The sequence below is a fragment of the Anaerophaga thermohalophila str. Valhall genome, from assembly GCF_000250735.1.
GTDB lineage: Bacteria > Bacteroidota > Bacteroidia > Bacteroidales > Marinilabiliaceae > Anaerophaga > Anaerophaga thermohalophila_A.
On record NZ_AHZV01000078.1, the window covers coordinates 1 to 13316 of the forward strand.

Genomic DNA, 13316 nt, shown 5'->3' on the forward strand with positions numbered 1-13316 from the left:
CAGGTTAAATAGTGGGTGTCTATAAACCCACAAAAATTTTTTACAATATGATTTATTATCAACGCGGTTCGGAAAATGATGTTTTAGGTACTGACGACCTGAAAGAGGCCTTGTTTTCGGCCCTTGAAAAACTTGGCCCCAGAAAAAAAGTGCTGGCAGTTCCCCCCGATTACACTCGCTTTCACTCGAAAGCCGGCGAATTAACAGCCTATGCACATGAATATTATGGGGATAAACTGACCGATGTATTGCCTGCACTGGGTACTCACAGCCCAATGACTGAGGAGCAGATGAGCCACATGTATCCCGGTGTACCCCGAAATCTATTCCGGATACACGATTGGCGCAACGATGTGGTTATTCTTGGAATAGTTCCGGGGAGCTATATTTCGGAAATCACAGGCGGACGTATTGATTACGACTGGCCCGCGCAAGTGAACAAAATGATTAACGAAGGGGGCCATGACCTTATACTGTCTATAGGGCAGGTTGTTCCGCATGAGGTAATAGGAATGGCCAATTACAACAAAAATATTTTTGTTGGCACCGGAGGGTCCGAGGGCATCAACAAAAGTCATTTTATCGGAGCAGCCTACGGGATGGAAAGAATTATGGGGCGAGCCAACAATCCGGTAAGACGGGTGCTGAATTATGCTTCCGAAAAATTTGCCTCACATCTACCAATTATCTATGTTTTGACGGTTATTGGCCACGATGACAAAGAAGGCCTTGTAGCCCGCGGCATATTTATAGGTGACGACGAAGAAGTTTTTGAAAGAGCATCAGACCTTTCCATCAAAGTGAATTTTGAAATGGTAGATGAACCGCTCAGAAAAGTGGTTGTATTTTTGGACCCATCGGAATTTAAAAGCACGTGGCTGGGAAATAAAAGCATTTACCGTACCAGAATGGCTTTGGCCGACGGAGCTGAAATTATCGTATTGGCACCGGGTCTGAGAGAATTCGGAGAAGATGCTACTATTGACAAATTGATTCGAAAATACGGATATCGAGGAACACCTGCAACTCTTAAAGCCACCGAAGAAAATAAAGATTTGCAGGAGAACCTTGGAGCCGCTGCACATCTAATTCATGGCAGTTCCGAAGAACGATTCTCCATAACTTATTGTCCCGGCCATCTTTCCAAAGAAGAGATTGAATCTGTCAATTTTAATTATGCCCCGCTTGAAGAAATGATGACAAAATACAATCCGGAAAAACTTAAAGACGGAAAGAATATCATGCCGGATGGAGAAGAAATATTCTTCATTTCCAATCCAGCTCTGGGTTTATGGGCACACAAAGACCGGTTTTCGGAATGACAGGCAGGGGGCTGAGAGCAGTGAGCATGGAGCAGAGGGCAGCGTGCAGAGGGCAGGGTGTAAAGGTAGAAAGGGTGAAAGCATGGAGCAGAGTGCAGTGAACGGGGGATAGGTTTAAGCGGACCAGCCTTTTAGGGTTCTTTTTGGGGCAATGCCAAAAAGAACAATAGAAAATAAATTTGAAACAGGCTGCTGACTTTTTCAGCAGCCTCTAAATACAATAAGTAATTGATATAAAACTACTTGCATCTTGAGTTAGATGAAAGATTGGATAAACTAAAATAAATAACAAAAACAGATAGTTATGAAACAATTATCAGACATAGGACTAATCGGACTGGCCGTGATGGGTGAAAACCTGGTACTCAACATGGAGAGCAAGGGTTTTCAGGTATCTGTATACAACAGAACCACCGAAAAAGTTGACAATTTTATAAACGGTCGGGCTAAAGGCAAAAACATTAAAGGCACTCATTCCCTTGAGGAACTGGTTCAATCACTGGAACGGCCACGCAAAGTAATGATGATGATCAAAGCAGGAGAAGCTGTAGATAAGCTCATCGATAATCTTATCCCTTTGCTTGAGCCGGGCGACATCATTATCGACGGAGGAAACACGCACTTCCCGGACACAACACGCCGCACAAAGTATGTCGAAAGTAAGGGATTGCTTTATATAGGCACCGGCGTTTCGGGGGGTGAAGAAGGCGCTTTGCACGGACCGTCCATAATGCCGGGAGGTTCGCCAAAAGCCTGGCCTGAAGTAAAACCCATATTTCAGTCAATTGCCGCCAAAGTAGAAGACGGCACCCCATGCTGCGACTGGGTAGGCGAAAATGGTGCAGGCCATTTCGTAAAAATGGTTCATAATGGCATCGAATACGGTGATATGCAAATCATCAATGAAGCGTATCACATGATGAAAGAGCTTTTGGGTATGTCGCCCGACGAAATGCATGAAGTATTCAAAGAATGGAATGAAGGGCCCCTCGATTCTTACCTTATAGAAATAACACGTGACATATTAGCCTTCAAAGATGAAGACGGAGAGCCCCTGGTAGAAAAAATACTGGACACTGCCGGTCAAAAAGGAACCGGAAAATGGACGGGCATTTCTGCTCTTGAACTGGGGATTCCTCTTACACTGATAGGCGAAGCTGTTTTTTCAAGATGTCTTTCTGCCATAAAAGAAGAGCGTGTAGAGGCCTCAAAAGTTCTGGAAGGGCCAAAACCTGAATTTAAAGGAGATAGAAAAGCGTTTCTGAAGGATTTACACGATGCTGTATATGCTTCAAAAATCATCTCTTACGCCCAGGGATATGCTTTGATGGGGGCTGCTGCCAAAGAGTTCGGATGGAACCTGAATTATGGCGGTATAGCACTGATGTGGCGTGGCGGATGTATCATTCGTTCTGTTTTCCTTGGTAAAATAAAGGAGGCTTTCGATGAAAATCCAAACCTCACCAACCTGCTGCTGGCACCATTCTTTAAAGAAGTAATCCACAAAGCACAAGATGGATGGAGAAGGGTTGTTGCAAAAGCCATTGAAAACGGAGTACCTACGCCTGCATTCGCATCAGCACTAAATTACTACGACGGTTACCGACACGATCGCCTGCCGGCTAATTTGCTACAGGCTCAACGTGACTATTTCGGGGCTCATACTTATGAACGTTTAGACCAGCCAAGGGGCAAATTCTTCCACACCAACTGGACCGGACGTGGCGGAACCACTGCCTCGAGCACATATAATGTCTAATTTGTGTCGTATAGGAATTAGCAAAAATTTTCACAATATGTGTGTCTGTTCAGAAAGTGCCGGTTGCAAGGCTTGCACTGATATCATCGGGGGCTTGCAAAGCAAAAGGTACATTATGAACAGACACTAATTAGTGCGTGCCTTAAAACTCGCAAAAAATTTTTACAGTATGTGTGTCTGTTCAAAAAGTGTCATTTACAAGGCTTGTGAAGTCCGAAAATACGGAGTTTACTCATCGTAAATGAGTAATTTTCGGACGAGCATAACACAGTAAATGGCACTTTATGGACAAACACTAATTATCCGGAAAACATTAAAACAATGTATAAACCAATTTTATTTGTTTTTTCAGTCCTGTTTCTCATCACTGGTGGTTGTGGACTAAAGAGTGATGTAAAAGTCCTGAAGCTGGGGCATGCTTTGGATACCAAACATTCGGTGCATATTGCCATGGAGCACATGTCCGATCGTTTGGAAGAAATTTCGGGCGGAAAAATGAAGATAGACATCTATCCCGGCGGTGTCTTGGGCTCCGAACGCGAAAGTTTGGAACTCCTCCAACTGGGAAGTCTTGATATCACAAAGGTATCGGCAGCTACACTCGAAGGTTTTGTTGATGAATACAAAGTATTTGGTTTGCCTTATATTTTCAAAAGTCAGGAACACGCCTTCTCTGTTCTGGATGGTCCTATTGGAGAAGAAATTCTTTCCAAAGGTGAGAGCTACTGGCTCACCGGACTATGTTTTTATGATGCCGGGGCCCGCAGCTTTTATTCTTCGGTACCTATAAAAGAACCGGAAGACCTGGAAGGTCTGAAAATCCGCGTGATGGCAAGCATAAACTCATTTGCTATGGTTCGAGCCATGGGAGGTTCTCCCACACCCATTTCCTGGGGTGAATTGTATACAGCCCTTCAGGGGAAAGTAGTTGACGGTGCTGAAAACAATCCTCCCAGTTTTTATCTTTCGCATCACTATGAAGTTTGCAAATATTACACACTAAACGAACATACACGGATCCCTGACGTACTGATTATGAGCACACATGCCATAAAAAAACTTACCGATGAAGAAAAAAATGGTTAATGCAGGCAGTGGAAGAATCGGTTGAGGTGCAGCGTAAAGAATGGATGAGATCGGAGCAGCACGCCCTTGAATCGGTTAAGAAAGAAGGAGTGGAAATCATTATTCCTGACAAACAACCGTTTATCGATGCTGTTCAGAGCGTATATGACATCTACAAAGAGGACGACGAACTCTATTCTTTAATTGAAAGAATAAGAGCTGCCGATCCTGCACTGAAAGTAGAAGAAAGACTCAGTAAATAGTGTCTGTCCATAAAGTACCACTTGCTTCGTTACGCTTGCCACCAAAATCCTCATTTACGATTAGTAAACTCCGGTTTTGGCGGCTTCGCAAGCCTCGCAATTGGCACTTTCTGAAAAGACACATGAGCAGAAACAACTTTTGTGTAATTTATAGACCGACAGTAATTAAAACAAAAAAGATATGCATCTCAGAAACAAAATTGACAAACTTCTGGAAATATTTCTTGTCATACTCATGAGCACATTGGTAGTGGATGTGGTATGGCAGGTTGCCAGCCGTTATCTTTTTAGCAATCCAAGTTCCTTTACCGATGAACTGGCGGTTTTTCTGCTTATATGGGTTGGTCTGGCCGGGGCTGCTTACGTAAAAGGCAAAAATGAACACCTGGCTATAGACATATTGCCGGACAAATTAACTCCGCCAGGCAAGAATCGTCTTTTGCTATTCATCAATCTGCTTATAATCATTTTCAGTTTAACAATAATGATAGTCGGAGGAACATGGCTCGTTTATACACGATTTGCCATGGGGCAGGTTTCATCGGCACTACAGGTTCCTTTAGGGTATGTTTATATGATTGTTCCCATAAGCGGCTTGTTAATGGTTTATTACTCCGTGGATGACATCAAAAATCTGAATAACGAATACAAAACCCTGAAAAAAGGCAAAAACACTTAAACCGATTAATCATGGAATTAGATATGTTGGGCATACTTGTCCTTGTTATTTCATTTATTTTCTTTTTGGTTATAGGAACACCTATTGCTTACAGTATTGGTCTGTCTGCCCTTGCCACCATGCTGGTAAGTTTCGATTCATTACCAGCCTTCTCAACATTGGCGCAACGCATGGCAACGGGACTGGAGAGTTTTTCTTTGTTAGCCATTCCCTTCTTTATCTTAGCCGGCCAGTTAATGAACTCGGGGGGTATTGCCATGCGATTAATAGACTTTGCAAAAGTGATAGTGGGAAGACTTCCCGGAGGATTGGCACTTGTTAACGTGGTTGCCAATATGCTTTTCGGAGCCATCTCCGGCTCGGCTGCAGCCTCAGCTTCAGCCATTGGCACTATTATGGGACCACGGATGGAAGAGGAAGGTTACGACAAAAGTTTTTCGGCTGCAATAAATGTTACCTCAGCTACAACAGGATTAGCCATTCCTCCCAGTAATATCCTCATTGTATACTCTCTGGCCAGTGGCGGAGCATCCATTGCTGCCTTGTTTCTGGCAGGATATTTACCAGGCATCCTCACCGGTATCGCATTGATGATTGTGGGGGCAATATATGCCTATAAAAAGAAATATCCGGTTGCCGATAAAGTTCCATTTGGTTTTGCAGTCAGGAAGTTTCTGAGTGCTCTTCCAAGCTTGTTTATGCTTGTAGTAGTTATCGGCGGTATCATCATCGGACTGTTTACAGCTACCGAAGCGGCTGCCATCGCAGTGGTTTACAGCCTTATACTTTCATTGATTTACAAAGAGGTAACCGTAAAACACCTGCCGCAAATAATAGTGAATACAGTTCGTACCACAGGCATGGTTATGCTTCTAATTGCTGCATCGATAGGCCTTTCGTGGGTGATGTCGTTCGAAAATATTCCGCAAACGGTAAGCCAGGCTTTGTTGTCACTTTCATCCGATCCGTTTATCATCCTGCTGATCATTAATCTTGCATTGCTGGCAGTAGGCATTTTCATGGATATGACACCGGCTGTACTGATATTCACACCGATATTTTTGCCAATAGTGACATCACAGTTAGGTCTTGATCCAATTCACTTTGGTATGATTATGATACTGAACCTGAATGTAGGACTGGTAACACCGCCCGTTGGAGCAGTACTCTTTATTGGTTGTAGCGTGGCAAAACTAAAAATACAGAATATGATTAAACCGCTGATTCCGTTCTACATTGCCATGATTATTATTCTGTTACTGGTAACTTTTGTTCCGGAAATTTCCCTCTGGATTCCCGATTTGTTCGGTTATTAATGTACAAAATCAACACATGAAGCAGGTAAGGATAAAAGATATAGCTCAAAAAGCAAATGTGTCCATCGGGACGGTAGACAGGGTTCTTCACAACCGTGGAGAAGTGGCGGAAAAAACACGCGAAAAAGTTCTGACCATTGCCAATGAGATGAATTATCAACCAAACATCGTTGCCCAGGCTCTTACAACCCGCAAAACATACAAAATTTCTGTCCTGATTCCACGGGGCGGAAACGACAATATTTTCTGGCTGGATCATCCCAAAGGTATTGAAAAAGCGGTGCATGAGTTGCAACCATTTTCCGTTACAATCGACTACCGCCTTTTTGAACTTCACAACGAAAAGGAATTCCAGCAACGTACGGAGGAGATTTTGAACAACCTCCCCGACGGTGTTATTTTGGCGCCAATACTCAAAAAAGAGACCATTCAGTTTTGCGAAAAGCTGGACAACCATAAAATACCCTATGTCTTTATCGACACGTTCATTGATAATACAAAATGCATCTCCTTTATAGGGGAAGATGCATTTCAGGGAGGACGGGTAGCCGCCAGTCTGATTGATTTCGGAGTATCCCCTGAAAAGGACATTCTCATCGTAAATCTCGCTAAAGACCTGGAAAACACGCACCACCTGAATAGAAGAAACCAGGGATTTCTGAGTTACTTCCTCGATACCGGGAAAAATAACGGGATGAAAATTACCGTTGAAATTCCGGTAACCGATCAAAAAGTGGTTGATGAAAGGATGGATCAAATCATCAAACAAAATCCAAACATTGGAGCAATTCTGGTTTCAAGCGCAAAAACCCATGTGATTGCAAGGTACATAGAAAAAAGGAATTTTGAAACCATACTTATTGGATACGAAATAACGCGAAAAAATATTGATTACATGAAAAGAGGAATCATCCATTTTTTGATAGGACAAAAACCAATGGAACAATCCGAAAAAGCGGTGAAAAGACTCTTTGAATACCTGACCTCTCACAATGTCGCCATGAAACATGAATTCCAGCCTGTGGAAATCATTAATATCGAAACGCTTGTAACGTATTAATTAGTTTCCGTCCATAAAGTGCCATTTACTGTGTTACGCTCGTCCGAAAATTACTCATTTACGATGAGTAAACTCCGTATTTTCGGACTTCGCAAGCCTTGTAAATGACACTTTCTGAACAGAAACATGATAAGTAGGAAACTTTTACTACTTTATAGACAACCACTAATTAGTGTCTGTCCATAAGGTCAATAGTCAGTTTAAAAAAGCCTAAACGCAAAGGCGCAATGACGCAAAGTTTTTATTACGAGAGAGTTGTGGTTTATGTCATTATTCGTGTAAACAATTAACGACCAGACATCTGTAAAAGTTTAACGAAGTATTGTAAAGTAGTAATAAATGTTACGTCAGGCTTGCAACTGGTACTTTCTGAACAGACACACATATTGTAAAACCTTTTGCAGGTTTACAGACGACCACTAATTATTAAAAATTCAAAGATATGAAAACAATGACAAAATATTCGTTTGGCATGGGCGACCGGTTCGCTCATCAGGCCGGCTGGCAACTTAAAGCCATTTTAGAAGCAGAAAAAAATGGCATTGAAGTGACGCCGGTATGGAACAAATCGAATCGTGAACACACCACCATCGGAAGTGAACCGGCAGACACCCTGAAAGCTGCTGACCAAGCTATCCAGGCAGCCGGATGGAACAAACCATGGTTTATTGATGCCGACCACATAAATCTGGACACCGTCGATCGCTTCCTGGATAGTTCGAACTTTTTCACTATTGATGTGGCAAGTTATATTGGCAAAAAAAGTGAGGCCCCGGAAGAAGATGCTTTTGTAGATAAAATGAAAAAATATATCGGGACCATAAATATTCCCGGAGTTGAAACGCCCTTTACTGTTTCCGAAGGACAATTAAGAAAAATTGCCGGGCAGTATCTCCATGCTGCCAGGATGGCCGGTGAAACCTACAAACACATCGAAACAGCGAAAGGAAAAGGGAATTTCATTACCGAAGTATCGATGGACGAAGTAGCCGCCCCGCAAACACCGGCAGAATTGTTTTTTATTCTCGCAATGCTGTCATATTACAATGTTCCTGCGCAAACTATTGCCCCTAAATTTACAGGACGTTTTAATAAAGGTGTTGATTATGTGGGTAACCTTGAAACGTTCAGAAAAGAGTATGAAGCCAACCTTATGGTAATCGATTTTGCCATCAAAAATTTTGGTCTGCCGGCAGAACTAAAACTAAGTATTCATTCAGGCTCCGACAAATTTTCAATATATCCGGTTATTAAGGAATTGTCGAAGAAACACAACAAAGGCTTTCACCTGAAAACAGCCGGCACAACCTGGCTCGAAGAGGTGATCGGACTTGCCCTTGCAGGCGGTGAGGCTCTACTTTTTGTCAAGGACCTTTATTCACGTGCTCTTACAAATGTTGAAAAACTGTGTGCACCTTACGCCGACGTTATCGATATTGATGAAAGCAAATTGCCATCGGCAATGGAAGTTAAAGGATGGACGGGAGAAGAATTTGCCAGTGCGTTGCGTCATATACCTGATAATCCGCAATACAATCCAAATCTGCGGCAGTTGGTGCACGTGGCTTACAAGCTTGCTGCAGAAAGAATTGATGCTTTTAACGCATATCTGGAGGAACATTCGGATATTGTTGGCAAGTGCGTATTAGAAAATCTTTATGAAAGACACGCCAAAAGACTTTTTGTAGATTAAATTAGTGCGTGTCTATAAAGTCGAGAAAGTTTTTTTCACTTATCATGTGTCGGTTCAGAAAGTGTCATTTACAAGGCTTGCGAAGTCCGAAAATACGGAGTTTACTCATATTAAATGAGTAATTTTCGGATTTGTGATGAATCCCTCTGCCCCTCGTTTCTCCACGAGGGGTTCTTCTCCCGTCGTCTCCTTACGACAAAACTCCCGAAATCAACAAAACCACTTTTACAAAAACAACACTGAATTGATTAAACACGTCATAGACGAGAAGTTGTAGCTCCCTCGATCGGAATCGAGGGGAAGAGTAGTTTTCCTTACAATTGTATCTTTAAAAATGGCTAACGCAACTTTGTTCACATGAACCACGAATGACACGAATTGCACGAATTTAAAAGCTGTTTTACAGCTTTTTATAACGGCGAAGCCGTTAAGGCGCACCTTAGGTGCGACCAAAATTCGTGAAATTGGTGACGCTCGGCTCTGCTGCCTGCCTGCAAGAATTGGTGGCGGAGGCTGAGGTTAAGGCTGAGGTTAAGGCTGAGGTTGAGGTTGAGGCTGAGAATGTAAAGACGCACGGCCGTGCGTCTCAACAAGCCCGCTAACTCAAAACACGAAACTCACAATTTGGAAAGAGTGTTTCAAATTATGAGTCCCCAATGGGGGGATTTAGGGTGCCTCAATTTTTTTTACTCTGTGAGACTCTGTGTAAACTCTGTGTTACTCTGTGAAATAATAAATTAAATATCATGAATATGCGTCACATGTCCTTCTCCCTCCTGATGATAAAAACCTGTCAGCAAACTCAGGAATCTTAATCTGTCTTAGCACCTCTTCCTTGCTGTCGAACCGGGAAGTTGTTGTCACCTGAGGCTGAGCACAACCAGTGATAACAAGAATAAAGAGGACTGTCCGGAACCATGCCTTGTGTCTTTTTATCATGACATCATCTTATTTCAGGGATAAACCGTTGAGATACTCCACAAAAGTATTCATATTATTAAGTTCTGGCTCCTTTTCGCAAGCTGAGGTAATCCAGGTAGAAATATATTTGGTAGGTTTGGAGATCAATTCAAATTGCTTCGGGGCTTTAGTAATACTTTGAAAATCATCGGGATTAAAAATAATAGCTCCGCCGATATTCAACTGTACAGCAGCTACATCCTCAGGATGAATCCCCCAGGTACAGATATAATGATCCGCTTCTCTGGTCTCAGTTTTTTCATGATAATTGATCCCGGTAAGAAAATAGACTGGCTTACAGCTAAGGGCAAACGCCTCGACCTTTGCTTCCCGATGACCGGAGAACACAGTCACACGGACTAATACATCGATAGTATCACCCATATAAGGGATGCCTTCCGACAACATCTCCATGTAAGAGATGCAGGCCTCTTTTTTAACTCTTGCAGTGCGTCTGGTTACCGGATTGAGGAACATCTCTTCCTGTGTTTCCGGATTCCATAAGCGGACGCCTCCCATACCAACGGTGGAACCTACTTTGTACTGATCGGCACCCCAGCCCTCTTTCTGCTGCTCTTCGGTGGGATACCAGCCGGCTTCGGCCAGCTCAAGTCCGGGCCGGGTTTTATTATACACATCTACAGCCACTTTATGATCAAAATAAAGTCGCAGTCCCATCCACTCGTTTTCGATGGCCGGGCCATGATGTTCCAGTTTGTTATAGAGATCGCCTGTTTCCGAAGAAATCTCGGTTTTTTGTCCGTCAGTATCTTTCCATTTCAGACTGATGTCGGTTTTGTTTTGGGAATAACTACCGAATGTAACAAAAGTCAGTAGCGCAATAAGTATTATTTTCATATCAATAGTTTTTTGTTGGTGGTATCCATCACAGAATAAAGTCCTTACCTCTGGAAAACACTATTGTTTTAAAGCATCTGCCAGGGGAAGTTGCATCTTCTTAAGCTCTTCAACAACCAAACGTGCCATTTCACGGGCTCCTGCAGGAGAAAAATGGGTATCGTCCGTTTTCCCTTGAGGGTAATTGGGATGTCCTGCTTCCACCCATAAATACAATTCCTTAGAGAGGGAATCTCCTTTTTCACTCACCAGTTCAGCGCTCAATGCCCGATGATCAATTAAGGGGACATTCATTTCCTCAGCGACCTCTTTGGTGGCATCCGGATAATTTCCATGTGTGGGTATCAATATTCCGTTTTCATCGAATTTTCGACGAACCACAGAAGTCATCAAAACAGGAAAAGCCTCTCTGCTCCTGACATCCGTCACATACTTTCTGAGATGATTCTTAAATTCCGGAAGGGTAGAGTATCTATCTCCTTTTGATGGACTTTCATCGTTATGACCGAACTGAATAAACACATAACTACCCGAAGTGACCCTCCCCATTAAGGAATCCCATCGTCCTTCATAAATGAAACTTTTGGAGCTTCTCCCGTTTTTTGCATGGTTTTCAAACTTAACTTTAGCAGAATCAAAAAATTCAGGAAAAACCTGTCCCCAACCGGTCTCCGGGAAAGCATCCGGTCTCTTATCGGCCATTGTGGAATCTCCGGCAAGGTAAACGTTAAAAACAGTAGGATTGGAACATCCTGTTATTAATAAAATCAGTATTAAAAAGGGAAAAGATCGTTTCATGAATAAAAGAAATTTTGACAAACAATTTGCAATACTGCGGTAAGTCCTATGCTATGAAAAACTATTCGACCAGACTATTGAACCAAATCTCTATGTTGACATAATCATCAGAGATGGATTTTAATGCTGCGTCTTCCGGATTATTAGGATCCAGGCCGTTTACTTCTTCCCAGGCATCCGGTATTCCGTCATTGTCCGAGTCCTTAGGATATTCTTCGGATTTCAGTTCGGGCCAACCGCCAACATCGGTCTGTGAATTGATTATTCCATTGTCTCCGTATGTAAAAGTTCCCTTCTGAACCTCTTCCATTATCCTGCGATCAACAGCATCTCGGTTCAGAGATGCTCCGGCCTGTAAAACAACCTCTTTAAAGGCATCTTCGGCATTAAGCGGCAAATAATCGGAGATTTGGTGTGGTTCCGAAACAAAAACAGAATCGGCCGGAAAATCGTCAATGTCTATCCCAAGAACATTGTTCTCAGTAATCTCAGCATTTTCGTGCATTACATTACCTGAAATATAATAATTACTGAAGGGCTGATATGGCTCCAGAAACTCCTTTGATGCACTCTTTGACGTTGCCGGACCCGGCTTAAAATAATTATTTACAATATTATAGTTTCCGTCCTCACCGGCATACATACATTTCGACTTCCAGTTGTAAACTACATTATTTACCAGTTCGGCTCTTTCCTTATCGGGTTGTTTATGATATCTGCTTCCATGCAATCTGGGGTTGCGACTGGTATGATGCACCATAAGATTACCAATAAAGGAAGCTGTTTTACCACCCCAAATTCCACCATACCCGTGTTCTCCTTTATGATGTACCGACCGGTTCAGGCTTTCGCTGATGATGCACCATTGCACAGTAGAATTCTCATTATCATAAACAGAACACACCTCATCGGTACCCCAGCTGAAACTGCAATGGTCAATAATCACATTTCGATTGCCCATTGATGTAAAAGCATCCAATTCGTTACCTGAAGTATCACCCGGTCGTACACGTATGTAACGGATAATAACATTGTCGGCCTTCACTTTCAACGGGAATCCACGTAAACAGATGCCATCGCCCGGAGCCGTTTGTCCGGCAATGGTAATATCCCCGTTATTGATGTCCAGAGGTGATTTCAAGTCTATATATCCCGATACTTTAAAAATGACAATCCGGGGGCCGTGTTTCCGGATGGCTTTTCTCAGGCTGCCCGGTCCTTCATCATTCAGGTTGGTAACCAGGACTATTTCTCCCCCTCTTCCTCCGGTTGTGTATTTGCCCGCTCCAATAGCGCCTGGAAAAGCAAGAGCCTGCCGGTCATCCTGATCCTGTGAACAGGCCAGGGTTGAAAACATTAAAAAAAGAATTGTCGTAACTATTTTTATACTTTGCATTATATCAATACTCCGTTAAAATTTTGCAATACGCTGCAAAACAATTGTTTGTGATTAAAAGGTTGTGTTTGTTAAAAAGCAGTATATCAAGATAATATAAATCATCTTATATATAACAAAAACCACAAAGTGTTCAAAACATGTTAT

10 protein-coding genes and 1 pseudogene are annotated in these 13316 nt (G+C 42.6%); 8 read left to right on the top strand and 3 right to left on the bottom strand.

The features are described 5' to 3' along the window. The first annotated feature begins 47 nt into the window (after positions 1-47). From OQ5_RS0103550 to OQ5_RS23375, 8 genes and pseudogenes are all read left to right on the top strand, one after another. Positions 48-1322 carry a lactate racemase domain-containing protein gene (locus OQ5_RS0103550; RefSeq protein ID WP_016776179.1) on the top strand — a complete coding sequence of 425 codons (1275 nt, stop codon included), beginning with the start codon at positions 48-50 and terminating at the stop codon, positions 1320-1322. A gap of 304 nt (positions 1323-1626) precedes the next feature. After that, a complete protein-coding gene (gene gnd / locus OQ5_RS0103555) occupies positions 1627-3081 on the top strand; it encodes a decarboxylating NADP(+)-dependent phosphogluconate dehydrogenase (protein WP_016776180.1) in 1455 nt (484 codons plus the stop codon). Positions 3082-3540: 459 nt separating this feature from the next. Further along, positions 3541-4409: pseudogene (locus tag OQ5_RS20165) on the top strand (TRAP transporter substrate-binding protein). Positions 4410-4590: 181 nt separating this feature from the next. Further along, positions 4591-5088, top strand: a complete 498-nt coding sequence (locus OQ5_RS0103565; protein WP_016776181.1) for a TRAP transporter small permease — start codon at positions 4591-4593, stop codon at positions 5086-5088. Positions 5089-5099: 11 nt separating this feature from the next. Further along, positions 5100-6404, top strand: a complete 1305-nt coding sequence (locus tag OQ5_RS0103570) for a TRAP transporter large permease (RefSeq protein ID WP_016776182.1) — start codon at positions 5100-5102, stop codon at positions 6402-6404. Positions 6405-6420: 16 nt separating this feature from the next. Continuing rightward, positions 6421-7464 (top strand): LacI family DNA-binding transcriptional regulator, encoded by a 1044-nt coding sequence (locus OQ5_RS0103575; protein WP_016776183.1) that lies wholly within the window; start codon positions 6421-6423, stop codon positions 7462-7464. A 442-nt stretch (positions 7465-7906) separates the two neighbouring features. Then, positions 7907-9157 carry a tagaturonate epimerase family protein gene (locus OQ5_RS0103580; RefSeq protein ID WP_016776184.1) on the top strand — a complete coding sequence of 417 codons (1251 nt, stop codon included), beginning with the start codon at positions 7907-7909 and terminating at the stop codon, positions 9155-9157. A 443-nt stretch (positions 9158-9600) separates the two neighbouring features. Beyond that, on the top strand, positions 9601-9759 hold the full coding sequence (locus OQ5_RS23375; RefSeq protein WP_176694054.1) for a hypothetical protein: 159 nt from the start codon (positions 9601-9603) through the stop codon (positions 9757-9759). A gap of 346 nt (positions 9760-10105) precedes the next feature. Here the strand turns inward: OQ5_RS23375 and OQ5_RS0103595 are convergent, their stop codons facing one another. The 3 genes from OQ5_RS0103595 to OQ5_RS0103605 form a co-directional block, all read right to left on the bottom strand. Beyond that, the gene (locus tag OQ5_RS0103595; RefSeq protein ID WP_016776187.1) at positions 10106-10975 is read right to left on the bottom strand and encodes a DUF4861 family protein; all 870 of its coding nucleotides are present in this window, start codon (positions 10973-10975) and stop codon (positions 10106-10108) included. A gap of 60 nt (positions 10976-11035) precedes the next feature. Further along, complete coding sequence (locus tag OQ5_RS0103600; RefSeq protein WP_016776188.1) at positions 11036-11773, bottom strand: rhamnogalacturonan acetylesterase; 738 nt, start codon at positions 11771-11773, stop codon at positions 11036-11038. Positions 11774-11834: 61 nt separating this feature from the next. After that, on the bottom strand, positions 11835-13130 hold the full coding sequence (locus OQ5_RS0103605; protein ID WP_016776189.1) for a hypothetical protein: 1296 nt from the start codon (positions 13128-13130) through the stop codon (positions 11835-11837). Between the last annotated feature and the right edge of the window lie 186 nt (positions 13131-13316).